The sequence below is a fragment of the Oceanobacillus sp. AG genome, assembly GCF_009746545.1.
Classification (GTDB): domain Bacteria; phylum Bacillota; class Bacilli; order Bacillales; family Amphibacillaceae; genus Oceanobacillus; species Oceanobacillus indicireducens.
In genome coordinates this window covers 16,175-42,997 of record NZ_WOWT01000011.1, presented here as the reverse complement: position 1 = coordinate 42,997, position 26,823 = coordinate 16,175, and the positions used below count along the sequence as shown (strand labels likewise).

The following is a 26,823-nucleotide window of genomic DNA, read 5'->3' as shown; positions in this document are numbered from 1 at the left end:
GATAAATAACACAAACACCAAACATTTGTATCTTGCAAATATAAATGATAGGTGGTAACACACAATGGAGAAATCAAAATATCAGGTCTTGCTGTACTACAAATATGTATACATTGAAGACCCCGAAACCTTCGCAGCAGAACATTTGAAGTTCTGTAAAAAAGTAGGATTGAAAGGCCGGATTTTAGTTGCCGAAGAAGGAATCAACGGTACAGTATCCGGAACAGTTGAACAAACTCAAAAATATATGGATATGATGCATGCAGATGAACGTTTTCAAGACATGATGTTCAAAATTGATGAGCATGAAGGTCACGCGTTTAAGAAAATGCATGTCCGCCCACGTAAAGAACTGGTGACAATGCGTCTTGAGGATGATATTGATCCGCATGAGCTTACTGGCGAATATTTGGAGCCGAAAGAGTTCCGTGCGGCAATGGAACGTGATGACGTGGTCATTCTTGACGCGCGTAACGATTATGAATATGATCTCGGTCATTTCCGCGGCGCTATTCGTCCGGATATCGAAACTTTCCGCGAACTGCCTGAGTGGGTCCGTGAGAACCGCGACATGTTCGAAGGGAAGAAAATATTGACGTATTGTACTGGTGGAATCCGTTGTGAGAAATTCTCAGGTTGGCTCGTTCGTGAGGGCTTTGAGGATGTTGCTCAGCTTCATGGCGGAATCGCTGTATATGGGAAGGACCCGGAAGTGCAGGGTGACCTTTGGGACGGAAGAATGTATGTATTTGATGAACGAATTTCTGTTCCAGTCAACCAAAAAGAACATGTCATTGTCGGAAAAGATTTCTTTGATGGGAAGCCGTGCGAACGCTATGTCAATTGTGCTAACCCGGAATGTAATAGACAAATGCTCTGCTCTGAAGAGAATGAGCACAAGTATCTGCGCGGCTGCTCCCATGAGTGCCGTGTCACTCCGCGCAACCTTTACGTGAAAGAGCATAACCTGTCTGAAGAAGAAGTCGCAGAACGCCTGCGTGCACTTGAAGAAGAAAAACAGCATGCTTAATAAAAAATAAGAACTTCCTGATATAAGGGAGTTCTTATTTTTATCACGTATTAATTCCTTTGCAATAAGTACACTATGGTTAACGCTATTTAATTAAACGGTTTTCCAAAAAAATGGTAATAACTCTGGCGTGACAAATGCAAAAAATCTGAAATGTTAACGGATTCTTAAGGGAGAGTAATAAAAAATACTTGCTTTTTTCCGAGCGACCATGTAAAGTAGAAGGTGCAAATGGGAATTGGAATAAAAATACTTTACGATCTCTTTTTCAAGTGGTGTAAAAGTATTACAGATTCAATTACTTTGCACGATATTGAAAAGGAGGTCATTTAAATGACTGGTAAAGTAAAATGGTTTAATGCAGAAAAAGGTTTCGGTTTCATCGAGCGTGAAGATGGCGATGACGTATTCGTACACTTCTCAGCTATCCAAGCTGAAGGCTTCAAGACTTTAGAAGAAGGTCAAGAAGTTGAGTTCGAAATCGTTGAAGGCGACCGTGGTCCACAAGCGGCTAACGTAGTTCGTTTATAATTCAAATACAAAAGCTTACTTCCAGTGGAGGTAAGCTTTTTTTAGTATAAGAAACTATAAAGTGAAACTTCATTCAGTGGGGGTATTACAGGCCGTTAATGCATGATAAAATAAAAATACCGTGAGAACTTAGGTATCAAGGGTTAGCCACGTCCGGCTTTAGCGCCTTTGTTAATATTGATAAGCAGGTGAATGAATATTATGGATGCGAAAGACATGAATGCAAAAGAAATGGAAAAACGTGTCATTGAAAATTATCAGAACGACGAACGGATGATGATTCTTATTTTCGCGCAGTGGTGTGTGAATAATAATCTGGATGCCCAGGAATTATATAATAAGGCCTATCCAAATCAGCTGAATAACGCAATCTTGGATGAAGTGGTAGAGGAAACCGTCCCCAAAAATGAAGCAGATGAGATTCCAACTGTAACGGTTCTCCAAGTCCTTCAGCTGTTCGGCAATGATGATTTAGCATTCGTTGTTCAAGAGGAGAGCGAAAAACTGGATAATTGAAAGACATGCAAAGAAGCGGGTGAAATAGAACTGGCTAATTCACCCGCTCGTGATTGTTATTCAAATAGCTTTATCAATGCTTGTGTGCCGCTGTCTTCTTCCCCTTTTTCCGCTAGTTCTTTGTACAGTTCGAGGGAGAGTTTAAGTCCTGGTGTAGACAATCCCATTTCTTCAGCAGCCTCAAGTGCAATCGTCATATCCTTAATGAAGTGCTTTACGTAAAAACCTGGTGCGAAATCGCCTTTTAACATACGCGGACCAAGTTGTGATAGGGAGAAGCTTGCTGCCGCTCCGGTACTGATGCTGTCCAGAACTCGCTCTGGATTGAGACCGGCTTTTTTCGAATAAACAAGTGCTTCAGCTACACCGATCATATTCGTTGCAATTGTAATTTGATTGGCAAGTTTCGTATGCTGCCCTGCTCCAGCTTCCCCTTGGTGGATAATATTTTCACCCATCATCTGAAAAATCGGCAGCACGTTGTTAAATGCAGCTTGGTCTCCTCCGACCATAATCGCTAACTTCGCGTTTCTCGCCCCAATGTCACCACCGGAAACAGGTGCATCAAGCGCATGGATGTTCCGCTTCTTTGCTTCTTCATAAATTTTTACTGCTAGAGATGGCTTTGATGTAGTCATATCAACGACGTATGTATGTTCACGCGCATTTTGTAAAATACCTTCCTCTCCAAAATAAACCTCCTCGACGTCACTTGGGTAACCAACCATCGTGATAACTAGATCAACAGTTGCTGCTAGTTCTTTCACGGTATCCACCCAAGTTGCACCCTCAGCAAGCAGTTCTTCAGCCTTATGCTTGGTCCGTGTGTAGACGGTTACATTGTAGCCAGCTTTTAAGACATGAGAAGCCATACTTTTTCCCATAACTCCTGTTCCGATAAAACCAATATTTTTGAGTGTATTTTGTGTCATTCGTTCTTCCCCTTTCCATCATTTGGGCAGTAGTTAACCCGAATCATTCTGTTCATTTTACATATAGTATATGTAGCTCATTATAACAAAAAAAGCATCAATTTTTATGAAATTTACTAAAAGGATAGGAATTTTCCGTAAAAAATGAGAAAGATGGGAGCTATGCATATGCTAACCGACAAACAACTTTCACAAATGTTTGATATCTTACATGAGCGAGAACATGAATTAATCGATCAATTGAAAGACCAGCTTGGTTTGAAATATGAATTTTCCCAGGAGATAAGCGGGGAACTGTCTAATTATGATAATCATCCAGGCGATCAGGGAACGGAATTATTTGAGCGCAGTAAAGACCTTGCCTTGAATGAACATGCGGAAAAAGAACTGGAAGATATAAATAAAGCGTTTCATGCGATGGAAGAGGGTACATACGGAATTTGCGCCGTTTGTGGCCAAGATATTCCGTATGAGCGGTTGGAGGCTGTTCCGACTGCGGACAAGTGCATGGAGCATGCGAGTGAACAGACTTTCTCACGGGAGCGACCGGTTGAGGAAGAAGTGATGTCGAGTAACATCCGTTCCGAGGAAGCAAGGGATGTGGATAATACTGCTTATGATAGAGAGGATGCTTGGCAGGAGGTAAGCAGGTACGGTTCCTCAGACGGGCCTTCTGATTTATATGACGATCAGGATAGTTATAACGAAATGTATCCGAATAGTGATGAAAACAATGCGGGACCTGAGGGTATAGAAGGTTATATATCAGCAGGTGAGGACGGTAAGTATGATGAGCAAGCGTTAGATCATTTCAGGAATCAGAAGTCGGAGTGAGATACTGAAATGTTACGAGGACTGTTTAAGTTCACAGTTTTCGCTATCAACATCGTACCGCAATCATCACAAAAAGAGACCGCACTCGAAACCGAGGCGGTCTTATGTCTTAATTAATTATGCAGCATTTTCATCAAGCTCTTGTAGCACAAGCTCTGTCGTCTCTACTTTGCCATCGCGGATAAATTCGATTTTTATCTCTTCACCTACTGCTGTATCAGAGTATAAATACTTCCGCAGTTCAAGAATTGAAGTTACTGGCTCATCGTTGATCTTCGTAATTACATCGAACTGCTGCAAACCGGCTTTATCAGCTGGGGAACGGGGTTCGACACTAGCAATCACCATGCCACCTTCTACATCATCGGGAAGATCAATGTTCCCGCGATATTCCGGTGGTACTTGGTATAAAGCAGCTGTACTGATTCCGATCAGCGGTCTTGTGACTGTTCCTTCCGTTTCCAGTTGTTCCATAATCGGTAAAGCAGTATCAGCTGGTATGGCAAAACCGATTCCCTCAACGGCACTTTGAGCAATTTTCATCGAATTGATCCCAACCACTTCACCGTTTGTATTAACTAGAGCCCCACCACTATTACCTGGGTTGATGGCAGCATCTGTCTGTAACACTTCTGTTACCCAGTCCGGTTGTCCGTCACCATTCGTATCAACTGGAACCGAACGATTTAGACCGCTAATAATTCCTTTCGTTACCGTATTGGCAAAATCTAATCCGAGCGGGTTGCCGATTGCAAGCACGGTTTCACCAACGGCAAGGTTTTCCGACGTACCGAATGTCGCAACAGTATCGATTAATTCGCCGTCGACCTCAAGTACAGCAAGATCCATCAATGCATCCTCGCCAAGCACAGTCGCTGGAATCCGTTCCTCATCACCAAGTACGATTTCCACATTTTCCGCACCGTCAACAACATGTTGGTTCGTTACGATATATGCTTTTCCATCTTCTTTTTTATAAATAATTCCAGATCCGGTTCCAGCTTCTTCATCGCCATCCCAAATGCTTCGTTGTTGCAAATTAACGACTCCAACTACTGCATCGGATACTTCCTGGATGTTTGTTGAGCTATCCGCGTCTTCAGAGGAAAAAGTATCGATGATTGCTGCCACTTCACTGCTTTGATTTTCCGTCACCGGGCTCGTTTGTGTGTTACCGTCCAGTGGGATAATATTGTTTACAAACAACATTGCGACAATCACTGCTGCAACTGCCCCACCGATTAGTCCGCCGGCAAGTGCGCTCCAGCCGCTCCATTTTTTATTCTTTTTCCCGTTCTTCCCATCTAATGGAGCTTGCGCCGGGCTCGTTTCGGATTGCGGCGGGGGAGAAGTTTGCTCGTTGTCACTTACATCTTCATATTCTTGCTCTTCTAGAACATTTTCTGTTTCCGGAGATTCGTTTGAAGGCTGCTTATATTCGCCGCTCTCCTGTGAATGATTTGGTCTTTTGTCTTCAAAATTCATCAAAATCACCCTTTCTATTAAGTATTCTATCAATTATTATGAATATAAGTAAAAGAAAAGAGAGAGCTGCTGAAAAGAAATCTTGACCTCAGCAACTCTACATAGGAAGACCGCAATAGGGATGTGATTGCGGCTTCCAAATATATCAAATAAAAGGGGAAGTTCTAAGGAGTAGATGGTGTCAACCACTTCCTTACATTTCTTATTATACCCATTAGAAAAGGGAAAGCTTAGGCGTAATTGTGGAAAAAATGTGGAAGATGATTTTTGACAGCTTTTTAGTATAATTTTAATACATTCTATGTGAAAATGAAGATAAGTAAAACGAATGAAAAGGTGACAAGAAATGAGTTACACAATTGGTGTAGTAGAAGATGATAAAAATATCCAAAATATTGTGCGTGCCTACCTCAAGAAAGAAGGCTATGATGTCATCATCATGTCAACTGGGGAAGAGGGATGGGAAGTGTGGCAAACGAATCCGCCTGATATGTTGATTCTTGATATTATGCTTCCAGGGATGGATGGCTATGAATTCTGTAAACGAATCCGCATGGAAAGTGAAGTACCAATCATCATCATCTCTGCAAAAGATGATGAAATCGATAAGATTCTTGGTCTTGAGCTCGGTGGGGATGATTATCTCACAAAACCTTTTAGTCCTAGGGAGCTTGTTGCTCGTGTAAAGCGGCTATTTAAACGAACGAGCCTCGGCAAGCAAATGGAGCAACAGCCTCTCGAGCGGATGAAGGTAGGGGAGTTACTGATTTACCTTGATGAACGGAGGATATTCTGGGCTGGTGACGAATTTGAGGTAACGACAAAAGAGTACGATATGCTGCTCTTATTCGCGCAAAATCCGAACCGGGCTTTTTCAAGGGAAGAATTACTCCTAAACATTTGGGGCAATGATTATTTCGGAAGTGACCGGGCGGTGGATGATCTTGTGAAACGGATCCGTAAAAAAATACCGGATATCCCACTTGAAACCGTATGGGGCTATGGATATCGATTGCGAAAAGATGAGGAATAAGTGATGAAACTACGCTCACAATTAACCCTAGCATTTACTGGGCTGCTTATCGTCGTTTTAACGGTGACCGGCTATCTCATTTATTCTTTAATATTAGATATTCTCGTGCAGGATGAGCAGAGACAGCTGGAGGAAACCGGTGAACTGCTTGCAAATTTTTTAACCGAGCAGTACGGAACGACAAAGGATATCCATGAATTTAATCAATTTTTAAATGACCAGGAGCTTCAATTGTTCCTTTATGACCGGAATATGGATACCGTATTGTTCTCCACGATGCCCAATTCGGTCGTTGCTGGATTTTTCCAGGAAAATAATTTTGCCAACACGAAAGAGACGATGTGGCAACTTGGCAATGACCGTTTTGTCACATCCCGCATCCTTTTTAACCCGGACGCTCTCGGCCTCGAATTAATTTTATTGACACCGATGACTGACCTACATGAGATTCAGCGAAACTTCATCAAGAGGTTATTTCTCATCTTTCTTATCGGTGCTTTGCTCGCAATTTGGCTAAGTTATTATTTAACAAATACACTTGTAACACCACTAACACTTCTCCAGCGGCAATTGAAGAAGATTGAGAAGCGTCAGTTCGATGACGTCGAGCGGATTAAGGCAACAGGGGAAATTAAAGAAGTGGAACAAAGTGTGTTTGAAATGGCGAATGAACTACAACGTTATATGAGTTCCCAGCAAGTATTTTTCCAGAATGCGAGTCATGAATTGAAAACACCGCTCATGACAATTCAAGGCTATGCGGAAGGGATTAAAGACGGTGTGTTTGAAGGGGAAGAAAAAGATAAGGGACTAGAGCTGATGGTTGAGGAAGTGAAGCGGCTGAAAGTTATTATTAATGAAATGATTCTGCTCGCCAAGCTTGATACGGAGAAAACGTACGAGCCCATCATGCTGTCTGGGGATGTTTTAATTGATGCAGTCATTGATCGGCTCTTCCCAATGTTAACGGAAAATAATATCAGAGTGGACAAACAAGTTAAAGAGGATATTCAGATTTATGCAGATGAGGAGAAAATGCTGCGCGCCCTTTCCAATATTGTCGTCAATGCAATCCGCCATGCAAAGAGCCGGATACGTATCCATGCATATACCGAGCATAAGCAAATCATGATTACAGTAGAAGATGACGGAGACGGTGTTGCAGAAGACTTAATTCCACATATTTTTCACCGTTTCATTAAAGGGAAAAGTGGCGAAAGCGGGCTTGGCCTCGCTATTGCCCGGGCAATTATTGAACAATCGGACGGCAAGATTAGTGTCGACCGCTCGCCGGATTTAGAAGGAGCGAGATTTATCATTACGTTGCCAGTAGTGAGTAATAAAAGAGAGAAACAGGGCTAAGAAAAATGCAAAACCTCGGGGATATCCTCGGGGTTTTTTTGACCAATATTGTATTATTTTGTTATAAAAGGGTAGAGATAAGGGAGAACAGTTCCTTACGAAGCCTTTTTCTGTTGCTGAAAGATATAGATCGAGCTTATCAGTTTCCTGGCAAGACGACTCCTAGAGATTTAGAGGGACAGACTCGAATCCCTTTCCAGAAGTTGAAGTTGTTTTTACTTTTTAGGTCACTAACCCTTTGCAAAAAAGCGTTATAATTCCGATAAATATACTCGAACTCGATAATATGTTATAATAAGGGCTTGATTCATCCCTTAAAAAAGAGGAGCGGACGTTATGCAAAGAAAAGATATACGTAATATTGCAATTATTGCCCACGTTGATCACGGGAAGACAACGCTTGTCGATCAACTGTTAAAATACTCTGGAACATTCCGGGAAAATGAGCAGGTCGATGATCGTGCAATGGACTCAGGTGATATTGAACGTGAACGTGGAATTACAATATTAGCGAAGAATACTGCTGTTAAATATGAGGATACAACGATAAATATTCTCGATACACCAGGTCACGCGGACTTCGGTGGAGAAGTCGAGCGGATTATGAAAATGGTGGACGGGGTAGCACTTGTCGTTGATGCTTACGAGGGAACGATGCCTCAGACCCGTTTCGTGCTCAAAAAAGCACTCGAACAAAAACTGCGGCCAATGGTCGTCGTGAACAAAGTTGACAGACCTAACGCACGACCGGAAGAAGTAATCGATGAAGTGCTTGACTTGTTTATTGAGCTAGGAGCGGATGATGAGCAATTGGAATTCCCTGTCGTCTATGCATCAGCTTTAAATGGTACGTCAGGTCTTGAACCGGATCAACAAGAAGAAACGATGGATCCGATTTTCGAGACGATTATGAAACATATCCCTGCCCCTATTGATAACTCCGATGAGCCATTACAATTCCAAGTGACATTGCTTGATTACAATGATTATGTCGGAAGAATTGGTGTCGGTCGGGTTGCTAGAGGGAAAATCCATGTCGGCCAGCAAGTCGTTCTAATGAAACAGGACGGAACGAACAAGTCATATCGGATCTCCAAGCTGTTCGGTTTTCTCGGTTTAAAACGGATTGAAATTGAAGAAGCAAGTGCCGGTGAAATTGTAGCTGTTTCTGGATTAGAAGATATTAATATCGGGGAAACGGTCTGCCCGAAAGATCATCCGGAGGCCCTGCCATGGTTACGAATCGATGAACCGACACTGCAAATGACGTTTCTTGTGAATAATAGCCCGTTTGCCGGTAAAGAAGGAAAATATATTACCGCTAGAAAAATTGAAGAACGGCTCATGAAGGAACTTGAAACAGATGTAAGTCTGCGTGTTGATCCGACTGATACGCCGGACGCTTGGATAGTTTCTGGACGCGGAGAACTGCACTTGTCGATCCTGATTGAGAACATGCGAAGAGAAGGCTTTGAACTCCAGCTTTCGAAACCAGAAGTAATTATTAAAGAAATAGATGGTGTAGATTGCGAGCCGGTGGAACGTGTGCAGATTGATGTTCCAGAAGCATATACAGGAACGGTGATGGAGTCCCTTGGAGAGCGTAAAGGGGAAATGCTCGATATGGTGAACTATGGAGATGGCCAAGTTCGTATTGAATTTAAAGTGCCATCAAGGGGTCTGCTTGGGTATACGACTGAATTCATGTCCCAGACGAGTGGTTATGGAATTTTGAATCATACATTCGAAGCCTTTGAACCAGTTATTAAAGGTAATGTCGGTGGAAGACGCGAAGGTGTACTAGTTGCACTGGAAAATGGTAAAGTTTCCACTTATAGTATTTTACATTTGGAAGACCGTGGTACTATTTTCGCGGAACCGGGACAGGAAGTATATGCTGGTATGATTATCGGCGAGCATAACCGGGATAATGATTTAACCGTAAATATTACAAAAGAAAAGCATTTGACGAATATGCGCGCATCAACAAAAGATCAAACAGCAAATATCCGAAAAACGAGAAAGATGTCATTGGAGGAAGCATTGCAATACTTGAACGATGACGAATATTGCGAAGTTACCCCAGAATCCATCCGCCTCCGGAAAAAAATCTTAAATAAATCCGAAAGAGAAAAAGCAGCGAAAAAATAAATAAAACTCCCCGACACAACCCAAACATATTAATTCATGGGCAGTTAGATTCAAGAGACAGGATGAAGAAATACCTCACCCTGTCTCTTTTTGAACAGGGACAATGGGGTCAGAGCAACTGTCCCAGTATAAGATCAGGGAAGGGACATTGAGGTCAGAGCAACTGTCCCGGTATAAGATCAGGGAAGGGACATTGGGGTCAGAGCAACTGTCCCAGTTTAAGAGCAGGGACATTGGGGTCAGAGTAACTGTCCCAGTTTAAGAGCAGGGAAAATGGGGTCAGAGCAACTGTCCCAGTTTAAGAGCAGGGACAATGGGGTCAGAGTAACTGTCCCAGTTTAAGAGCAGGCACACGAGGGTCAGAGCAAGTAACCCAGTATATTGTGAAATTCTGGAATTTCCTCGTGAACTTCAGAGATTTATTTGGAACTTCGATTCTTTTATTAACTTCAGAATTTACTGGAGTTTTAGAGACTGCACTGCATACCCAATTGTGAATTAGAGCATTTTCATTGTTAACATGAACTATTCTCCCGTGAACTCAGAGCTTTTTATCTATGAACCTGAGCAGATCCTCTGTGAACTCGGGGCTCCTCTAACTCCCTATTCCAACTCCACCGTTTTCTATCTTCCGGGCATAAAAAAACCACCCTATTTTAAAGGATGAATTTTTAACAGGATTAAAACTACTTCACCCAGCATCCCTTCACCGCTCTTTCGGCTTTTTCTTTTTATCATTCGGGATGTGTTTTGTAAAATAGGCGGCGAAAACAAGTAAGATGATGGCAACTCCCCATGCTGCAATGCCGCTCCAGTATCGGTCCAACATATTGCCAATAATAATGATGAGAACACTTGCTACAATTAAAATTCCAGATAAATATCGTTTCACCACGATTCCCCCATTAAATAATCCCTTTGTTAATAATCCGCACATCATAAACCGAAATGTCTCCTCTTATTATACTATATCCAATTCCATCCAGTTTATCATTATGAAGCTAAAATTTATTGATATTTTATTTTCCTCCCTTCTATTGAGCAAATAGCCTATAAGCAGTAAAATAATAGTTGTTCAGTCATATGCTTAATAAAGTGAAACTTCATTCAGAAGGGGTATCCTTACCTTCCTCACTGAATGTTAATTGAACCGAATCAGGGATTTACGGACTGTATATCCCCACCTTCACATGTGGGGCTTCCCTCTTGTTCTTTAGAGGTGGGGGTATTACAGACCGTTAATGCGTGATAAAAAATGAATGGAGAAAAGAAGTTTGAGAATAAAAGATTGTATGATCGTTGGACTCATTCTATGTCTGGTTAGTTTGCTTAGCGCATGTAATATGACGATAAAAGTTACAGGTACAGGGAAAACGGTAACCGGAATGGAAAGCGAGTTGATATTCAAAGAGACAATCCCAGGTGTGATTGTGGAAGAGATTACGATTTCTTCTATTGGAGATGTATTATTACATGAACCAGTCTATGTCGATGCTTGGACAGGGAGCACATTTAATTTTTCCCCGATGCTTGAAAAGGTGGAAGCTTATTTAAGTGAGGCGACGATTACGACGGCAAACCAAGAGTCGATGATCGGCGGGGTAGAACTTGGGTTATCCACCTATCCGGCATTTAATAGCCCGAAAGAGATTGGTAATGCGTTGAAGGACGCCGGGGTCGATGTCGTCATGCTGGCAAATAATCATACACTAGACCGCGGGGAAAAAGCGATTCAGCAAGCAATTAACCATTGGGAAAATCTTGATATGATGTATGTTGGTGCCTATAAGGACGAAGCAGATCGAAAAAAGGTGCGTGTAATCGAAACGGATGAGGGGATTTCCGTTGCATTCCTCAATTATACGTACGGGACAAATGGAATTCCAGTACCAGAGGATAAGCCTTATCTGGTCAATCTCATCGATCAAGAGCAGATGGCAGAAGATATCGCCGAGGCGGAAGCTGAAGCAGATATTATCGTTTTAAACCTGCATTTTGGAAATGAATATGAGCGGATGCCAAATGAAGAACAGAAGGAGCTCGTCCAATTTGCGGCTGACCATGGTGTCCATGCAGTCATCGGCCATCATCCACATGTTTTACAGCCGGCTGCATGGGTGGAAGGAAAAGATGGAAACGAAACGCTCGTCATTTATAGTCTAGGTAATTTCCTTTCGAATCAACAGGGGTTATATAAGCGGATTGGCGGGATGTTTACCTTTACCGTGACGAAGACAACTTATAAGGAAAAGGAGAGTATTGAAATTCATTCACCCACTCTCTTGCCGACGTATGTCACATTCCATGAGGACTTCGAAGACTATGAGGTTGTACCGATGTATTCCTTAACAAATAAGGAATTGAAAGAAGCAGATCGGCATTATGAAGAAATAAAAATGCATATGTCTCAGTGGATGCCAGAGCTTAGATTCATAGAAGAAAAGTAAGGGAAGTGTGGCCTGTTCCAAGAAAGGTCACACTTAAGATAGGCATGCCAAGTCTTTTTTGGTATGATGTAAAATGTATTTAAATTTACATACGTTAAGGAGATTCATCGCATGGAATGGAAAAATATATATCGAGGGATATTGATGGGTGCTACAGAGGTCGTCCCGGGAATCAGTAGCGGTACCATTGCACTTTTACTTGGAATTTATGAGCGGTTGATTGAAGCAATTAACGGCTTTTTTAGTAAGGACTGGAAGAAGCATTTAGGATTTCTCATTCCGCTTGGGATTGGCATGGTAGCAGCGTTGTTCGTGTTTGCGAAAGTGATCGAATGGTTGTTTATCCACCATCCGATGCCGACATTATTTTTCTTCCTCGGACTGATCCTTGGCGTCCTGCCTTATTTATTTTATAAAGCTGATGCGAAGAATTCATTTCGTCTGCAGCATATCGGTGTGATGCTGGTCGGTGTTATCATTATTGCTACAATAGGGCTTATGAATGTTGGAGAAGGGGAAATTATTACGAATATTACCCCGAAAACATATGCATATCTATTTGTTTCAGGTATAATCGGCAGCTCGGCAATGATTCTTCCAGGGATAAGTGGCTCATTCTTGTTTCTTGTTCTTGGTGTATATCCGACAATCATTGCTGCCGTCAGTAATTTAAAATTTGATATCATCATTGTGACTGGACTTGGGATTGCGATCGGCTTTGTCATCATGAGCAGAATTGTCGGCTATTTTTTACGAAACTATTTCACTATTACATTTGCCGCCGCAATAGGACTTGTTGCAGGTTCAGTTTTCGTCGTTTTCCCGGGAATACCACAAACGGTTGGTATGTTCTTTGTTAGTGTTCTTACATTTTTCACAGGGCTTTTAACAGCGTATATCCTTGGACGAATAGAGTATAAATAGTTACAATATAAGAAAATAATTTAAAGAGGGTATAAAAGGAGAATTCAGATGGAACTAATCACAACGCAAGCCAGATTTGATGAAGTTATACAAAGTGCGGAGCCGGTCATTATTAAGTTCTTCGCTAATTGGTGCCCGGATTGCAGACGCTTTGATATGTTCTCGGGCCAGGTAATGGATGAGTTCAACAATTATAACTGGTACGAAGTGAATATTGATGAGATAGAAGGAATTGCTGAAAAGTATGAAGTAATGGGAATTCCGAGCGTACTAATTTTCCAAAATGGGGAAAAACTAGCGCATCAGCACAGTGCTTATACGAAGACTCCAGAAGAAGTAACGGAATTTTTACAACAACAATTAGGGTAATATTAAACAAAGGCGGAAGCGCCCGTTAAGCAACGTACAAACTGGAGCACTCCGGAATGAGATAAAGGAAACACAACGAACGGCAGTGAGTTGATGTTGACTTATCGATTGGAGGAGTGTGAAGTTTGCTAGTTGCTGGGCGCTGGAGCCGGACGTGGCTAGCCCCGGATACCTAAGTTATTAAGCATTTTTATTTTATACTTTCTTATCATTTATTAAAGAAGCTTGCGATTAACAATTGAGTTGATTGCAAGCTTCTTTATTACGATTTCTTCTCTTTATTCACATAAATTAAAATTAAACTGCTCCTCGTTTGTAAATAGAAGTCTTCCATTCTCCAATTGGATTGTATCGTCACGCACTTTCAGCTGAAAGACATCCTCGTACTTGAATGGATCAGTTGGGATTGTGATCTCATTCAAATTACGCGGATTAATTTTCGCAGCGTCGTCTGGCTTGTTCTCTGTTGCGCCCCATTCAATTAGAAATGGCAAATTCTCCGCGTTTTCGGGAAAAAGCATTTTCCAAGATAGAGTTGAACCGTCAATCTTCTTCCGCATTCCTGGATACGGACCACTATACGGGATCTGATTTTCTTTAAAATAGGTCAGCTGGGCATCTAGATTACTCGTCCGTAAAGCAAAGGTAAGGAGCCCGGTCCTTCCTTGATCGAGGAAATCAACTGCATTTCTCACTAATGGGAGATTGCTTTTCCTAGCAAGTTCCTCATCGAAAATTCCGAGCCATTCGATATAACTGTCATTTTGGAAGTGAGCAAGGAAGTTGTACGTTCCCCATTTCTCATGTTTTCCACCTTCAATAGCGATTGCATGATGCTGTTCAACAAACTGCTGGGCATCCTTTTCGGGATTCTTTGAAACGATTACCAGATGATCAATTGCTAGCATGCTAATCCTCCTTTGTAAAATGAAAACTTCTGCTTATCGTCATGATAAGCATTTATGCGTATAATAGAAAGTAATTAATCTTAAAATTGGCAGGTGTGAATATGGCAAAACCTAAAATCCTGATTATTGAAGATGAACAAAAATTAAGCCGAGTGCTGCAACTCGAACTCGAATATGAAAATTATGAAACAGGTGTCGCAGATAATGGAAAAGATGCGTTGCGACTTATAGAAGAAGAGAACTGGGATCTTGTCTTGTTAGATATTATGATTCCTGAATTAAGCGGTCTTGAAGTGTTGCGGAGAGTCCGTCGTTTCGATGAGGAAACACCAATCGTTCTACTTACAGCAAGGGATGAAATCCATGATAAGGTAAGTGGGCTCGACCTTGGGGCGGATGATTATATTACGAAGCCTTTCCAAATTGAGGAATTATTAGCGCGGATCCGCGTTCTTTTACGCCGGCCGAAAGCGAAGAAGGAGAATAACGAGGACCTTACTGTTGCTGATTTGAGAGTGAATGCGAGCGCCCGAGAAGTTTCAAGAGGCGAAGTGCAAATCGATCTTACACCAAGGGAATTCGATCTGCTCGTCTGTTTATTGCAAAATAAAAACATTGTCCTGACAAGGGAGCAGCTGATTGAACAAGTTTGGGGGTTCGATTATTACGGTGATACAAATGTTGTCGACGTCTATATCCGCTACTTGCGGCAAAAAGTGGATAAAGGTTTTGAGGCCGCGGTTATTCAAACAGTGCGCGGGGTAGGCTATACGATAAAGGACCTTGAACAATGAAATTAAGGACGAAAATCCGCTTGTTTTCCAGTGTTCTCATTCTAAGTATGCTCATCCTTGTCAATACATTCATCTATTTTCTCTTTTATAAAAATGCAACGGATGGCCAATTAACGGAACTATCCTTGCAGACTGATGTTCTGATCGAGCATCTCTCACAGACGACGAGCGGGGAAGAGGCGAGTGAAGTAATCAATGCTTTTCTACCGGCAAATGGGATGGTGAAGGTGTTCTCGAGTGACCAGCGGGCAATAGAATTTAAACGTAAAGGAGAGGCTTATCGGACATTGGAAGGTGCGTTCCAGACTGCGGAGACTCATGAAATTGAACGGCCAGAGCGCGGTGTCCATGTCGCTGTTGTAACTAAGCCGATCATTTGGCATGATGGGAGTGTTGTCACGCTGCAGATGTCTGACAATTTAGTGGCTCTTACGAATACGATGCGAATTTTATTTTACGTACTTATCATCGTATCACTCGTTATCCTCATCCCGACGGTTATCGGTAGTAATATCCTGAGCCGTTTCCTTCTCAATCCTATTGAAGAACTGACACGGACGATGAAAACGAACATTAAGGAACGGAAATGGGAGAAGATCGATCACAGAGACCGTTCCAAGGATGAGCTCTATGAAATGGAAGTTACCTTCAACGAAATGATTGATCAGCTAAAGGATAACTACGAAAGACAGGAAGACTTTGTATCCAACGCTTCCCATGAATTGAAAACTCCGATACAGATTGTGAAGAGTTACGCCCAGCTGCTTGCAAGAAGAGGGAAGGACAACCCCGAACTACTGGACGAATCAATTGAAGTAATTGATTCGGAAGCCGACCGGATGAAACGGCTTGTGGAGCAACTTTTATCTTTGGCGAAAAATAAAGAAAATGTTGTCCACGAACGTGTCGAACTTGTTCAACTGATCGAGCATTCGATTACAACTTTCAAGCAGGCTTATAATAGGGAAATCGAATTTCATAAAAATACCGAAACGATACATGTTTTAGGGAATGCTGGGCAGCTCGAACAAATTATTTATATTTTAATTGAAAATGCCTTGAAATACAGTGAAGATAAAATTACAGTAAGTCTATTTACTTATAATGGTGACGTGATTTATTCTGTGAAAGATTATGGAAGTGGAATAGCTCCAGAAGATCAGGAACGGATATTCGAGCGGTTTTACCGGGTCGATAAAGCAAGAAGCAGAGGGACCGGTGGCAGTGGGCTCGGCCTGTCTATCGCTAGGGAAATTGCCGAAGACCATCAAGGAAAGCTAACTGTGGACAGTACCCTAGGGGAGGGCTCGACTTTTACAATGGTTTTACCGGTTATGAAAGAAGGGCCCGATGAAAAATAACGTTTACTTTCCGTAAAGATTCATTTCTCAGCATTTTCTAATCTTCCTCACATCCTCCTATTATCTGCCCGAGCTATGATAAAAGCAGAGATCAAAGGAGGAAATAAAATGAATAAAAAATTAGGATATGGAATTGGAGCATTGGCGATAGCATTGGTCATTGGTTTTACTGCTTATCAATCGAATGCTGCACCGACAGAGCCGATTGTTGCAGCGAGTGAAACGGAAGAAGTACAAGAAACGAAGGAAAAAACAGGGGAAAACCAGGATCCATTTGCAGGTGTGCTTTCGATTGAAGAAGTAAAGCAAATTGCTTTAACCGAATTCGAAGGTAAAGTGACGGAAATTGAACTCGACAAGGATGACGGCGGATTGATTTATGAGGTTGAATTAAGAGATGGTACGCATGAAGCAGAAATCGAACTTGATGCAATGACAGGTGAGATTATCGAGGTGGAAATCGAACAAGATGATGACCGTTGGGATGACTAATTAGCTAAGCTAGGAGGGGGTCATAATGAATAAAAAATTGCTAATGGCAATTGGAGCTATGGCGATTGCAACTGTATTAGGGCTTATTTTCAGTCAAAATTTATCGGTTTCAGCCGGACCTGACCTAACCGAGAAAGAAGTTACGGAAAAAGTGGAGGCCCAATATCCCGGGGAAATCACTGCACTTAAGTTAGATGAACAAGAGACAAATCCTATCTATGAAGTGGAAATTGTCATCGACGGGCAAGGATATGAATTAGTAATTGACGGGAACTCAGGTGAGGTATTAAAGCTGGAAGAAAAATGGCTAGCTAAAGCAGATGAAAAGAAAGATATGACTACGGATAAGCAGAAGGAAAATGGAGATAAGAGAGAAGCATCAGCTACAAATAAAAAAGAAACAGACTTGGAAATGAAAGAAAAAGCAACTGAAGATACAAAAGAGACCGAGCGTAAAACGGTAACTGCACCAAAACAAGAGGATGCAGAAGAAGCGAAAAAAGAAGATAACGAAGCAAAAAAAGGTCCCAATGATGATTCCAAGAAGCAATCCGATGAGCGGAAATCAACAATCAGTCAAGAAAAAGCAATTGAAATTGCATTAAAACAGTTCTCCGGTGTGGTGGATGATATAGATTTGGATAGAGAAGATGGTCGCTTAATATATGAAATCGAAATTGAGAGCCCCGAAGGAGAGGCAGAAATCGAAATCGATGCCTACACAGGAGAAGTGCTCGTTGTTGATATAGATTTAGATGATTAATTGCAAAAAAGAAGAAAAGCACGGTGCAGCAACTTAGTACCGTGTTTTTTGTTACCCTTTTATGCAACGTATAGGCGTTGACTATTGTTTATTTGATGAGTTTTAAGCGAAATATTTTCTGTTCAACTAACATTCAGTGTGGGAGATAAGAAACCCCACTGAATGAAGTTTCATTTTATATTTAATCGGGTATCAAAAAGGTATAAAAAAGAAAGAAATAAGGGAAGTTTTTTGGAGGAATTTTAGATGGACAACTATGATGTAATCATTTATGTGAGTGACAATAATCAGTATTGCACAAAAGTAGTAAATCTCGTCAAAAAGTACGACGTTACTTACAAAATAAAAAATGTAACCCAGAATAGGGATTATATGACAGAAATGCAGAAGAAAGGGGTTTACGGTACACCAGCAATGTTTGTAAAAGGGGAGAAACATTCGATATTAGGTTTTCAAAAAGAACGGATACACCACACGCTTAGGAAAGTCGAAAACTAAACGAATAACAAAAGCTCCCCTAGCTGCATAATTTATAGTATGAATCAATGTTTGGATAAAGAGGTGTTCCAAATGGACGATAGAATGAGGCGGCATCCGTATCTGTACGCTAATCGAAACACACCACCATTTGCTCGCCAGCAACCACACAATATACCAAACTCTCCCTATACACCTATATCACATATAACACCTTATGAACGCTATGCAAAACCGCCACAACCACTTAATTTGATGAGTCAAAGTCAAAGCCAAAGTCAGGAAGCGTATGGCAATCCGTCGTCGGAACAGACGCAAGCCGGCCTTCTTCGTGCTTTTACCGATGCAAATGGACAAGTGGACTTTAGTAAAACGATGACAACCATTAATCAGTTAGCGAGCACATATCATCAAGTTTCTCCGATTGTGAGACAGTTAAGCTCCTTGATCAGGACGTTCAGATAAGTTAGGTCGGATAAATAGGGGTCGATGAGCAGATAATAAAAGAAAGGAATGGTTAGAACGAGGGGATGCGGATGATAGGATGTTTATTGATTCACGGATTTACAGGTGGTCCTTATGAGCTTGGCCCGTTAGCGAAATATTTGCGTGAACATACGGATTGGCATGTTGAACTGCCGACATTGCCAGGACATGGGATTGAACTACACTTAGAGGACATCACTTACAAGGATTGGATTTCTGCGGCAGAGGAAGCTTTGCAGCAGCTATCGGAGAAATATGATGAAATTTATTTAATCGGCTTTTCGATGGGTGGGATGATTGCTGCTTATCTAGCGGCGAAGTATAAGGTAAAAAAATTAGTATTACTGGCAACCGCGGGGAAGTATTTGGATTTCAAACAGATTGGAACGGATGTTCAGGAAGTAATCCGTGATGGGTTGAAGGGCGGATTGGAAAACAATCAAATGTACAATCATTATAAGCGGAAATTTGGTCAAGTGCCGATAAAAGCGAATATCGAATTTGTAAAGCTTATTAATTTCACGAGACGATTTTTGAAAGAAGTCGAGACCCCTGTATTGATTGCGCACGGCCAACTTGATGGGATGGTACCTTATAAGACAGCTTACTATTTGGATAAGGAGATTGATTCGGAGCACAAGGAGATTGTGCTCTTGGATCAATCGAGACATCTGCTTTGTTTAGGTGAGGATAAGGATACGATCAATCTGATGGTCCATGACTTTCTTGAAAAGAAAAAATAAACCGGATGGATACAAAATTACGTCCATCCGGTTTATTTTACAGTAAGAAAGTATAAAATAAAAATGCTGTGATAACTCAGTTTCTAGGACTAGCCACGTCCGCTCTGAGCCCAGGGTGCTTGCGCTATTGTTATTTTTTTCTGTCTTTAAAGAAAGCTATTACGATAGCGCCATCTCCGCCGTGAGTTGCGATGATGGGACCGGTGTCTGTTAGGAACGTTTCTTTAAAGGAATATTTTTCTTTTATTTCGTTCAATAGTTTTGTTGCCCGGGATTCACTGTTGCAGTGGGTCATGAATAAGCTCTTATTTTCCGCATTTTTCGTATACTCTCCGATTTGTTGGATAAACCGGTTCACTGCACGTTTTTCTCCACGTATGCGTTCTGTTACTTCTATTTCTCCTTGTTCACTACCACGCATAAGCAATTTAATGCTGAGCGTCTTTGCAATCTTACCGGTTACCTTTGAAATCCGGCCACCGCGGACAAGGTTATCTAACGTCTGGAGGACAAATAAAGTAATCGTATCTCCAACTCGTTCTTCCGTATGCTGTACAACTTGTTCAAATGTATATCCTGTTTGAATTTTATTGTATAAATCATGAAGCAAAAGGGCAATTCCGCCTGAAGCTGTTTTCGTATTGATGACAGCGATTTTACGCGCTGGTTCTTCTTTTTCAAGCATGTTTTTAGCGGTGACCGCATTTTGATACGTACTACTTAATTCCTTGGAAAGGCTCAGCATAATAATCGGCTTATCTTGCGGCACCTTTTTATAAGCTTCGTAAAAGTCGTTCGGGCTTGGTGCAGCGGAAAGTGGAACTTCATTAAGCTTCTTTACCTTCTGATGGAAATCCGCAAGCTTCAATGAATGACCAGTTTTATATTCGCCATCGCTGAAATTTAAATAAAGAGGGACAATTTCTAATTGCATTTGTTCGATTAACTGTTGTGGAATGTCTGCTCCACCGTCTGTCATTAGTTGAATTCTCATCCTGATTACCGCCTAACTGATTATTTTTTCCTTTGAGAAATGGTGACGCGCGTTTTTTTCGATGTGCTGATGATGAATAAATACAAGCCGAAGATAACGATCGTTCCACCTAAAAATTGAGACCAAGTAATAGCTTCATTTAAGAAAATATATGCTAAAAGGGCAGCTCCAACGGGCTCCAATAATCCGGCCATGGACACTGTTGTTGTACTTAACCAGCGTAAGCACCAGTTGAAAATTGAATGGCCGAAGAATGTTGGAATGATGGCAAGTGCAAGGAATGCATACCAGTTCGTTGCACTATAACCGGTGAATGAGTGCTGTAAGCCAAGGTTGTATATAAATAAAGTGACGGAAGCAACCCCATATACGATGAATGTATACGTCATTAGAGACAAGCTCTTCCTTGCAGATTGTCCAATCAGAAAATATCCTGTGATACCTATTGCTCCTAAAATGGCGAGCACATCACCGAGTAGTTCGTTTCCTCCGAGTTGGAAATCCCCCCAACCGATAATCAGACTTCCAAATAGTGTAATGATCATACTGATGATGGCACCATAGGAAAAGCGTTCCTGAAACAATAAATAAGTCCCGAGGAAGGCAAAGACCGGTTGGATGGAAACAAACACAACGGAACTTGCAACGGATGTATGACTTAATGATTCAAACCAAAAAATAAAATGCGCGGCGAGAAATATGCCTGCTAGTATAGAAAGTATCCAGTTTCTTTTAGAGATTTGTTTGAATTCATGTCGGTAGTTGATCAATATAAATGGCGCCATCATGATAACGGCGAAGAATAAACGATAGAAAGCAGTCATAGCTGCAGGTGCATCTTCAGCAAGTCGAACGAGTATAGCAGAAGTGGATACAGCAGTTACTCCAATAAAGAGAGCTGCTTTCGGATTAAATGCAGGAAGACGCATAGAAAAACTCCTTTAATTGACACCTTTTCCAGAGGGGATGACTAGGTCCATTACGCCCCTCTATTTTCAATATATTATCATCTTATATTACCATGATTCATGGAAAAATTCATTTATTTCACGCCGTTTGAAAGATAATCTGTAATCCATAATGTTGTTTTCATTCAGCGTAAATGCAAAGTCTAATTTAGATCACTATATATTAAATAAGTATTTATGACGGAGCATTGTGGAAAATGGTGACAAAGATGTGGTATCATAAGACAAACAGTAATTTGAGGCCCCGAAGATGGAAGGGAAGCCTAATTGTTCTTTTAGAGAAACAATAATTGGTACGTGATAAATCTTTTCCCGGTTGAATGATAAACCCTTGTACGTTTTAACCGTGCATATCTGATAATGGCAATGGGTATATGTATAGATAGGATTTATAAATCTGAAGTAAAGGACTAGTGGCCTCTTATAACTAAATATTTTTTACAGAAGGAGTAGACATTAAGTGGCAAAATTTAATGAATTAAATATCGCGGCCCCGATTATGAAAGCTTTGGAAAGAATGGGCTTTGAAGAAGCAACGCCAATCCAAACGGAGACCATTCCTCTTGCGAAAGCGGGCAATGACGTAATCGGTCAAGCTCAGACAGGTACAGGGAAAACCGCTGCGTTCGGTATTCCGATGATTGAAAGAATCGACACTAAACTTCGCAAGATACAGGGGTTAGTTGTAGCTCCGACGCGGGAATTGGCTATCCAGGTCGCAGAGGAAATCAATCGCATTGCAAGATTTGTCGGCATTCGTGCATTGGCAATATATGGTGGTCAACATATGGACAGGCAAATTCGTGCACTGAAAGATGGCCCGCAAATCGTCGTGGCAACACCAGGAAGATTGCTTGACCATATGCGGAGAAGAACTATTCGGACGGATCAAGTACGAGTTGCAGTTCTGGATGAAGCGGATGAAATGCTGAACATGGGGTTCATCGATGATATTCGTGATATCTTAAAAGGCATTCCAGAAGAACGTCAAACGTTGCTATTCTCCGCTACGATGCCAAAGGAAATTCGCGATATCGCAACAACATTGATGAAGCAACCGAAAGAAGTAAAAATTAAAGCGAAAGAAATGACGGTTGAAAATATTGATCAGTACTTCATTGAAATACCGGAGAAATTCAAGTTCGATACGTTGAACAACCATGTCGATATTCATTCTCCAGAGCTTGCAATCGTGTTTGCAAGAACGAAGAAGCGGGTCGATGAAATTACGGAAGGTTTACAGGCTAGAGGCTATCGTGCTGAAGGGATTCATGGCGACTTGACTCAAGGAAAGCGGATGTCTGTATTGAACAAGTTTAAAAACGGCCGTGTCGACGTGCTAGTTGCAACAGACGTAGCTGCACGTGGATTAGATATTTCCGGCGTGACTCACGTTTATAACTTTGATATCCCGCAAGATCCGGAGAGTTATGTACACCGTATCGGGCGTACAGGGCGCGCGGGTAAAACAGGTGAAGCGATCTCCTTTGTAACGCCAAGAGAAATGGCACATTTACATTTAATTGAAAAGACGACGAAGAGTAAGATGAAGCGTCTCGCACCACCGACGATTCAAGATGCTAGACGTGGACAACAGCAACTTACAATCGAAAGAATCCAGAAAACAATTGATAAGCGTGATTTAACGACATATCAAGAAGCTGCGAAGGACCTGTTGGAAGATCACGATTCGGTAACCGTTATTGCAGCGGCAATTAGCCTGTTGACGAAAGAAAGAAGAGACACACCAGTCCGGATTTCTTCGGTTGCACCAGTGAGTGTGAAAAAAGCACTCCATTCAAAAGGCAAAGGCGGACATCGCTCGAAAAACAAACGCTTCTACGGTGGACGTAACCGTAAAGGTAATTTCCAAAAACGTCGTAAAAGAGACTAACTAAGAATAAAAACGGTTTGGAGCACTATAACTCCAAACCGTTTTTTAGATACTAGCGTTTATTCCAATTTATTTCGATAAGCAATTCTGTCCCCCAGTTGGTTAACTTTTTCTTCTTCTAAATTTTTCACGTGATAGTGTTTGCCGCCGGTGTTGCTCAGAATAGATATTTTCATGGAGGCGAGGCTCCATTTTCTTTCGAGTGCATGATTCTTTTTCTCGAAGGCTTGTATTCGTTTTTGCTGAATGAGTACGGTAGTGCGCTTCACGTGTCGGTATCGGAGTAACAACCTGTTCCCTTTAAGGTAAAAGCCCGCATCCTTATAAGAAAGCCAGCCCAAGCCTAGAGAGAGCGCGAACAAAGCAATCGGAATCCAAGCAAACGACCGGAAAAAGATAAAGACGGCGATACTGGCCAGTAAGAATAATACACTTGAACGAACATAGTAATACGGTAATGCAGCGGGTGGTGGCTTCGTCCATTCGACTTCTTCTTCCTGCCAGCTGAAGTCTGGAGCAAATTCATCAAGAAAGGCGGCGATTTCTCGTTTATGCAGCAATGGGAATAGGATCGTTGAATCCGCTAATTTCCCATCTGTATTTCCGCCGGCAATTTCTGCAAAAATAAATGCGTAACCGAATGGCTGACGTAAGATGTTTTCTTCAATACCAATCGCCTGAATCCGGTGCAAGGGAATTGTCAATTGCTTTCTTTCAAGCAATCCCCGCGTAATGAATAATTCATCCTCCGTTCTTCTGATAGTGAATTTCCCGTAGCGAAGGAGTGTCCAGAGAATACTTAATAGCCAAATGATGGCAAGAACACCAAGAATAATAAGAACAATGAATATAATACTTGCAGTTACCAACCACTCATAGGTGTAGTTATACACCATTTCAGGTATGAGTTCGTCAAATTCCGAGAGCCCAACGACGATGAAACCGATAATAATGCCAAGACCACCGGAAGTGATTCCGGCTAGGAGCAAGCGGGAAAAGGAAATTTCTTTCTGTGCAAGATACATTTCTTCAAGAACTAAGGTACCTGCTTTTCCGCTATTTTTTAACACTTCCCGGAGTTCTTTCGCATCTTTAAGCGAAACAGCTGAAAGGGCAGCTTCTGCCTTCTCTCCGCCACTTGCTGTTTCAATTTGGACCCGGGTCAGTTTGAATATACGATGAATCACACTTTCGGTTAAATCAATCGATTGGATCCGGTTTTTCGCAATAGACCGTTTCGTTCGTTTAAATATACCGTACTCAATCCATAGCTCATCATCGGTAACATAATAAGAAAAACGGTACCACGAGAGAATGCCATAAACCGAAGCGAGTATACTAAATGCCCCAAGTGCAATAGAAAATATGAGAAAGTTTCCAGCGACTAAAACGATTAGCAGCGAGAAAAATAATTCTTTGATTACTTTTAATATGTTAAAAATAATGGCTGCAGGGTGTAGGCGTCTTTCCTCAAACATCATCTTCGTCCACCCTTGCAAGTTGTGAAATCCGGTCCCGCAAATCAGAAGCATTTTCTTCTGACAAAGCAGGGATGATGTGCGTTGTCGCTGCGGTGGAAATCGACACACTCGCAACATGAAATCTCTTCATAATCGGGCCTTGTTCTGTATCGACGTGTTGTACCCGTATCATCGGGATTAATGTTCGCGTACGGATGAAAATTCCGTGCTGGATATAAATTTCCTGTTCAAAGATCTCATAGCGCCAGCGCCGATACCTAAGTTTAGGAAATAAGAAAATGAAAATGTAACTTAATAAAACAGTTATAATTATTGCTCCGGTTATATAAATGAACGACCAAGCCCAGAGAATCGCAAAGACTACCGACGTAAGAAGAATCAGCCAAAGTATGCCAAGGTAAATGGCGGCGCTGATTTTCCAAACGTCGACTGCCCGCGGGTCGATTGCATGCTTCGGTGGTTGTCTCATTGTGCAACATCCTTCCATTACGATGGTTACTAGTAATACGATTAGGTGCTAATTAAGTTTCAAAAGAAGAAGGAAGTTAAGTTAAATTCAGTTGGAAAATCTGCTGAAAAATCCAATGACAGCAAGAATACCGATGATAATCCAGAGCCAGTTTTTACGGATGCTTTCAGGTATTACTCTTTTTTTATTCCAACGATTCGGATTAAATTGTATCTCCCGGTCATCATCTGGATAGCTGCGCTGATAAGCATGCCACGGCGAGAAAGGGCGGATGTTTTTCAAAAAGAGTGGTGCTATCGCGAATCCTCCAGCAAAGCCTGCTAAGTGAGCGACGATATTAATTCGCGTTCCGACGAAGGACATAAGTACTCCGATGATGAAAATAGTTTTGATCATTTGCGAACTACCTTGGTCAATGAGATGCTTGCGGAAAGCAACCATGAATATATACATACCAAATAATCCGTAGATCGCTCCAGAAGCACCTAAATGTGTGTATTGTAAAGGTTCAATTAAAAACGTCGCTATATTTGCAATAACCCCAGCGGCTAAATAAGCAAGGATGAATTTGAATTTTCCAAGCATCAACTCAAGCGCTGGCCCAAAGATGACGAGGGCAAAGGAATTGAATAACACATGTGTCAATTCTCGGTGGAGGAAGATTGGGGTAACTAAGCGCCAATATTCGCCCATTGCAACGGATAAGTTATTGCCAACTCCAAATACATAAACAATCCAACCGATCCCAGACTGAAAAAATTCCATCACTAACCAAAGGACGATGTGAATTATAACAAGGGTCGAGACGACGGGGTAAAGATTTATAAATTCTTTTAAACTTCTTTCGTTCCGTATAAACAATAGAAGAAGCCTCCTAAATAAGTTTAGTTTCCTATAATGTTCAGGTACTATTATAATAATTAATAATACGAGTTATGACCAACATTAGCTATTATCATTCAAGGAGAGAAGGCAAAAGCCAATGATTAAAGGAATTGGAATAGATATTATTGAACTAGGCCGAATAGAGTCAAGCCTTAAAAAGGGAGACCGACTTGCGGCACGGGTGTTGACTGATTCGGAGTTGACAATATATAAACAATTTGCCAACCGGAGACGCCAGATAGAATATTTAGCTGGAAGATTTGCGGCAAAAGAGGCATGTGCAAAAGCGCTCGGGACTGGGATCGGGAAATTGAGCTTCCGGCACATGGAAATAATCCATGATGAGAGCGGGGCGCCACAACTTATGGTGCAGGGCTATGAAGGGTATGTTTTTCTATTATCAATCAGCCATAGTAAGGAATATGCCGTAGCACAAGTCGTTGTTCAAAAGAATGGGTAAAGAGAATCTGCATAAACGGAGTGGTTGTCTCATA

General features: G+C 41.5%; 28 protein-coding genes. 19 read left to right on the top strand and 9 right to left on the bottom strand.

Going from position 1 to position 26,823, the window contains the following annotated elements; all coding sequences use genetic code 11:
* Window positions 1–64: 64 nt before the first annotated feature.
* From trhO to GN217_RS07295, 3 genes are all read left to right on the top strand, one after another.
* The gene (trhO, locus tag GN217_RS07305) at window positions 65–1,030 is read left to right on the top strand and encodes an oxygen-dependent tRNA uridine(34) hydroxylase TrhO (protein WP_156856020.1); all 966 of its coding nucleotides are present in this window, start codon (window positions 65–67) and stop codon (window positions 1,028–1,030) included.
* 333 nt (window positions 1,031–1,363) lie between these two features.
* Window positions 1,364–1,561, top strand: coding sequence for a cold shock domain-containing protein (locus GN217_RS07300; protein ID WP_156856019.1), 198 nt, complete (start codon window positions 1,364–1,366; stop codon window positions 1,559–1,561).
* A gap of 216 nt (window positions 1,562–1,777) precedes the next feature.
* A complete protein-coding gene (locus GN217_RS07295; RefSeq protein WP_156856118.1) occupies window positions 1,778–2,077 on the top strand; it encodes a hypothetical protein in 300 nt (99 codons plus the stop codon).
* A gap of 56 nt (window positions 2,078–2,133) precedes the next feature.
* Here GN217_RS07295 and GN217_RS07290 read toward each other — a convergent pair whose 3' ends face one another.
* Window positions 2,134–3,009 (bottom strand): NAD(P)-dependent oxidoreductase, encoded by an 876-nt coding sequence (locus tag GN217_RS07290; RefSeq protein WP_156856018.1) that lies wholly within the window; start codon window positions 3,007–3,009, stop codon window positions 2,134–2,136.
* Between the two features lie 144 nt (window positions 3,010–3,153).
* Between GN217_RS07290 and GN217_RS07285 the strand changes: the two genes are divergently transcribed.
* Window positions 3,154–3,843, top strand: a complete 690-nt coding sequence (locus tag GN217_RS07285; RefSeq protein ID WP_232334361.1) for a TraR/DksA C4-type zinc finger protein — start codon at window positions 3,154–3,156, stop codon at window positions 3,841–3,843.
* A gap of 117 nt (window positions 3,844–3,960) precedes the next feature.
* Here GN217_RS07285 and GN217_RS07280 read toward each other — a convergent pair whose 3' ends face one another.
* Window positions 3,961–5,328: a S1C family serine protease gene (locus GN217_RS07280; RefSeq protein ID WP_156856017.1), complete on the bottom strand. Its 1,368-nt coding sequence runs from the start codon at window positions 5,326–5,328 to the stop codon at window positions 3,961–3,963.
* 346 nt (window positions 5,329–5,674) lie between these two features.
* Between GN217_RS07280 and GN217_RS07275 the strand changes: the two genes are divergently transcribed.
* The 3 genes from GN217_RS07275 to typA all read left to right on the top strand — a co-directional run bounded on the left by GN217_RS07275 (window position 5,675) and on the right by typA (window position 9,874).
* Entirely contained in the window at window positions 5,675–6,361 is a 687-nt protein-coding gene (locus GN217_RS07275) for a response regulator transcription factor (protein WP_156856016.1), read from the top strand.
* A 3-nt stretch (window positions 6,362–6,364) separates the two neighbouring features.
* A complete protein-coding gene (locus GN217_RS07270) occupies window positions 6,365–7,723 on the top strand; it encodes a sensor histidine kinase (protein ID WP_156856015.1) in 1,359 nt (452 codons plus the stop codon).
* A gap of 336 nt (window positions 7,724–8,059) precedes the next feature.
* Window positions 8,060–9,874: a translational GTPase TypA gene (gene typA / locus GN217_RS07265; protein ID WP_156856014.1), complete on the top strand. Its 1,815-nt coding sequence runs from the start codon at window positions 8,060–8,062 to the stop codon at window positions 9,872–9,874.
* A 706-nt stretch (window positions 9,875–10,580) separates the two neighbouring features.
* Here typA and GN217_RS07260 read toward each other — a convergent pair.
* Window positions 10,581–10,814: a hypothetical protein gene (locus GN217_RS07260; RefSeq protein ID WP_232334360.1), complete on the bottom strand. Its 234-nt coding sequence runs from the start codon at window positions 10,812–10,814 to the stop codon at window positions 10,581–10,583.
* A 319-nt stretch (window positions 10,815–11,133) separates the two neighbouring features.
* Here GN217_RS07260 and GN217_RS07255 point away from each other — a divergent pair, with 319 nt between their 5' ends.
* The 3 genes from GN217_RS07255 to GN217_RS07245 all read left to right on the top strand — a co-directional run bounded on the left by GN217_RS07255 (window position 11,134) and on the right by GN217_RS07245 (window position 13,614).
* Window positions 11,134–12,321, top strand: coding sequence for a CapA family protein (locus tag GN217_RS07255; RefSeq protein ID WP_156856013.1), 1,188 nt, complete (start codon window positions 11,134–11,136; stop codon window positions 12,319–12,321).
* Window positions 12,322–12,432: 111 nt separating this feature from the next.
* Window positions 12,433–13,245: a DUF368 domain-containing protein gene (locus tag GN217_RS07250; protein ID WP_156856012.1), complete on the top strand. Its 813-nt coding sequence runs from the start codon at window positions 12,433–12,435 to the stop codon at window positions 13,243–13,245.
* Between the two features lie 48 nt (window positions 13,246–13,293).
* A complete protein-coding gene (locus GN217_RS07245; RefSeq protein ID WP_156856011.1) occupies window positions 13,294–13,614 on the top strand; it encodes a thioredoxin family protein in 321 nt (106 codons plus the stop codon).
* Between the two features lie 278 nt (window positions 13,615–13,892).
* On the opposite strand, the gene GN217_RS07240 is transcribed toward GN217_RS07245, so the two are convergent.
* Window positions 13,893–14,522 (bottom strand): VOC family protein, encoded by a 630-nt coding sequence (locus GN217_RS07240; protein WP_156856010.1) that lies wholly within the window; start codon window positions 14,520–14,522, stop codon window positions 13,893–13,895.
* A 101-nt stretch (window positions 14,523–14,623) separates the two neighbouring features.
* Between GN217_RS07240 and GN217_RS07235 the strand changes: the two genes are divergently transcribed.
* From GN217_RS07235 to GN217_RS07205, 7 genes are all read left to right on the top strand, one after another.
* A complete protein-coding gene (locus GN217_RS07235; protein ID WP_156856009.1) occupies window positions 14,624–15,316 on the top strand; it encodes a response regulator transcription factor in 693 nt (230 codons plus the stop codon).
* Complete coding sequence (locus GN217_RS07230; protein ID WP_156856008.1) at window positions 15,313–16,677, top strand: sensor histidine kinase; 1,365 nt, start codon at window positions 15,313–15,315, stop codon at window positions 16,675–16,677. Before GN217_RS07235 ends, GN217_RS07230 begins: the two co-directional genes overlap by 4 nt.
* Window positions 16,678–16,785: 108 nt before the next feature.
* The gene (locus GN217_RS07225; protein WP_198042609.1) at window positions 16,786–17,169 is read left to right on the top strand and encodes a PepSY domain-containing protein; all 384 of its coding nucleotides are present in this window, start codon (window positions 16,786–16,788) and stop codon (window positions 17,167–17,169) included.
* A 25-nt stretch (window positions 17,170–17,194) separates the two neighbouring features.
* A complete protein-coding gene (locus tag GN217_RS07220) occupies window positions 17,195–17,932 on the top strand; it encodes a PepSY domain-containing protein (protein ID WP_156856006.1) in 738 nt (245 codons plus the stop codon).
* Window positions 17,933–18,178: 246 nt separating this feature from the next.
* Window positions 18,179–18,430 (top strand): glutaredoxin family protein, encoded by a 252-nt coding sequence (locus tag GN217_RS07215; protein WP_156856005.1) that lies wholly within the window; start codon window positions 18,179–18,181, stop codon window positions 18,428–18,430.
* 84 nt (window positions 18,431–18,514) lie between these two features.
* The gene (locus tag GN217_RS07210) at window positions 18,515–18,874 is read left to right on the top strand and encodes a YppG family protein (protein ID WP_198042608.1); all 360 of its coding nucleotides are present in this window, start codon (window positions 18,515–18,517) and stop codon (window positions 18,872–18,874) included.
* Window positions 18,875–18,945: 71 nt separating this feature from the next.
* Complete coding sequence (locus tag GN217_RS07205; RefSeq protein WP_156856115.1) at window positions 18,946–19,638, top strand: alpha/beta hydrolase; 693 nt, start codon at window positions 18,946–18,948, stop codon at window positions 19,636–19,638.
* A gap of 130 nt (window positions 19,639–19,768) precedes the next feature.
* On the opposite strand, the gene GN217_RS07200 is transcribed toward GN217_RS07205, so the two are convergent.
* Entirely contained in the window at window positions 19,769–20,632 is an 864-nt protein-coding gene (locus GN217_RS07200) for a DegV family protein (protein WP_156856003.1), read from the bottom strand.
* 20 nt (window positions 20,633–20,652) lie between these two features.
* Complete coding sequence (locus tag GN217_RS07195) at window positions 20,653–21,561, bottom strand: DMT family transporter (protein ID WP_156856002.1); 909 nt, start codon at window positions 21,559–21,561, stop codon at window positions 20,653–20,655.
* Window positions 21,562–22,060: 499 nt separating this feature from the next.
* Here GN217_RS07195 and cshA point away from each other — a divergent pair, with 499 nt between their 5' ends.
* Window positions 22,061–23,494 carry a degradosome RNA helicase CshA gene (gene cshA / locus GN217_RS07190; protein WP_156856001.1) on the top strand — a complete coding sequence of 478 codons (1,434 nt, stop codon included), beginning with the start codon at window positions 22,061–22,063 and terminating at the stop codon, window positions 23,492–23,494.
* Window positions 23,495–23,553: 59 nt separating this feature from the next.
* On the opposite strand, the gene GN217_RS07185 is transcribed toward cshA, so the two are convergent.
* From GN217_RS07185 to GN217_RS07175, 3 genes are all read right to left on the bottom strand, one after another.
* Window positions 23,554–24,975, bottom strand: a complete 1,422-nt coding sequence (locus GN217_RS07185; protein ID WP_198042607.1) for a PH domain-containing protein — start codon at window positions 24,973–24,975, stop codon at window positions 23,554–23,556.
* A complete protein-coding gene (locus GN217_RS07180) occupies window positions 24,965–25,444 on the bottom strand; it encodes a PH domain-containing protein (protein ID WP_156855999.1) in 480 nt (159 codons plus the stop codon). The genes GN217_RS07185 and GN217_RS07180 overlap by 11 nt, the downstream gene beginning before the upstream one ends.
* Window positions 25,445–25,531: 87 nt before the next feature.
* Window positions 25,532–26,305: a rhomboid family intramembrane serine protease gene (locus GN217_RS07175; RefSeq protein WP_156855998.1), complete on the bottom strand. Its 774-nt coding sequence runs from the start codon at window positions 26,303–26,305 to the stop codon at window positions 25,532–25,534.
* 121 nt (window positions 26,306–26,426) lie between these two features.
* Here GN217_RS07175 and acpS point away from each other — a divergent pair, with 121 nt between their 5' ends.
* On the top strand, window positions 26,427–26,789 hold the full coding sequence (gene acpS / locus GN217_RS07170; RefSeq protein ID WP_156855997.1) for a holo-ACP synthase: 363 nt from the start codon (window positions 26,427–26,429) through the stop codon (window positions 26,787–26,789).
* The last annotated feature ends 34 nt before the right edge of the window (window positions 26,790–26,823 follow it).

What these genes read in the sequence shown, in the direction of transcription:
- trhO (WP_156856020.1), top strand. Translation starts at nt 65, where the DNA reads ATGGAGAAATCAAAATATCAGGTCTTGCTGTACTACAAATATGTATAC.
- GN217_RS07300 (WP_156856019.1), top strand. Translation starts at nt 1,364, where the DNA reads ATGACTGGTAAAGTAAAATGGTTTAATGCAGAAAAAGGTTTCGGTTTC.
- GN217_RS07295 (WP_156856118.1), top strand. Translation starts at nt 1,778, where the DNA reads ATGAATGCAAAAGAAATGGAAAAACGTGTCATTGAAAATTATCAGAAC.
- GN217_RS07290 (WP_156856018.1), bottom strand. Translation starts at nt 3,009, where the DNA reads ATGACACAAAATACACTCAAAAATATTGGTTTTATCGGAACAGGAGTT.
- GN217_RS07285 (WP_232334361.1), top strand. Translation starts at nt 3,154, where the DNA reads ATGAGAAAGATGGGAGCTATGCATATGCTAACCGACAAACAACTTTCA.
- GN217_RS07280 (WP_156856017.1), bottom strand. Translation starts at nt 5,328, where the DNA reads ATGAATTTTGAAGACAAAAGACCAAATCATTCACAGGAGAGCGGCGAA.
- GN217_RS07275 (WP_156856016.1), top strand. Translation starts at nt 5,675, where the DNA reads ATGAGTTACACAATTGGTGTAGTAGAAGATGATAAAAATATCCAAAAT.
- GN217_RS07270 (WP_156856015.1), top strand. Translation starts at nt 6,365, where the DNA reads ATGAAACTACGCTCACAATTAACCCTAGCATTTACTGGGCTGCTTATC.
- typA (WP_156856014.1), top strand. Translation starts at nt 8,060, where the DNA reads ATGCAAAGAAAAGATATACGTAATATTGCAATTATTGCCCACGTTGAT.
- GN217_RS07260 (WP_232334360.1), bottom strand. Translation starts at nt 10,814, where the DNA reads ATGATGTGCGGATTATTAACAAAGGGATTATTTAATGGGGGAATCGTG.
- GN217_RS07255 (WP_156856013.1), top strand. Translation starts at nt 11,134, where the DNA reads ATGGAGAAAAGAAGTTTGAGAATAAAAGATTGTATGATCGTTGGACTC.
- GN217_RS07250 (WP_156856012.1), top strand. Translation starts at nt 12,433, where the DNA reads ATGGAATGGAAAAATATATATCGAGGGATATTGATGGGTGCTACAGAG.
- GN217_RS07245 (WP_156856011.1), top strand. Translation starts at nt 13,294, where the DNA reads ATGGAACTAATCACAACGCAAGCCAGATTTGATGAAGTTATACAAAGT.
- GN217_RS07240 (WP_156856010.1), bottom strand. Translation starts at nt 14,522, where the DNA reads ATGCTAGCAATTGATCATCTGGTAATCGTTTCAAAGAATCCCGAAAAG.
- GN217_RS07235 (WP_156856009.1), top strand. Translation starts at nt 14,624, where the DNA reads ATGGCAAAACCTAAAATCCTGATTATTGAAGATGAACAAAAATTAAGC.
- GN217_RS07230 (WP_156856008.1), top strand. Translation starts at nt 15,313, where the DNA reads ATGAAATTAAGGACGAAAATCCGCTTGTTTTCCAGTGTTCTCATTCTA.
- GN217_RS07225 (WP_198042609.1), top strand. Translation starts at nt 16,786, where the DNA reads ATGAATAAAAAATTAGGATATGGAATTGGAGCATTGGCGATAGCATTG.
- GN217_RS07220 (WP_156856006.1), top strand. Translation starts at nt 17,195, where the DNA reads ATGAATAAAAAATTGCTAATGGCAATTGGAGCTATGGCGATTGCAACT.
- GN217_RS07215 (WP_156856005.1), top strand. Translation starts at nt 18,179, where the DNA reads ATGGACAACTATGATGTAATCATTTATGTGAGTGACAATAATCAGTAT.
- GN217_RS07210 (WP_198042608.1), top strand. Translation starts at nt 18,515, where the DNA reads ATGAGGCGGCATCCGTATCTGTACGCTAATCGAAACACACCACCATTT.
- GN217_RS07205 (WP_156856115.1), top strand. Translation starts at nt 18,946, where the DNA reads ATGATAGGATGTTTATTGATTCACGGATTTACAGGTGGTCCTTATGAG.
- GN217_RS07200 (WP_156856003.1), bottom strand. Translation starts at nt 20,632, where the DNA reads ATGAGAATTCAACTAATGACAGACGGTGGAGCAGACATTCCACAACAG.
- GN217_RS07195 (WP_156856002.1), bottom strand. Translation starts at nt 21,561, where the DNA reads ATGCGTCTTCCTGCATTTAATCCGAAAGCAGCTCTCTTTATTGGAGTA.
- GN217_RS07185 (WP_198042607.1), bottom strand. Translation starts at nt 24,975, where the DNA reads ATGATGTTTGAGGAAAGACGCCTACACCCTGCAGCCATTATTTTTAAC.
- GN217_RS07180 (WP_156855999.1), bottom strand. Translation starts at nt 25,444, where the DNA reads ATGAGACAACCACCGAAGCATGCAATCGACCCGCGGGCAGTCGACGTT.
- acpS (WP_156855997.1), top strand. Translation starts at nt 26,427, where the DNA reads ATGATTAAAGGAATTGGAATAGATATTATTGAACTAGGCCGAATAGAG.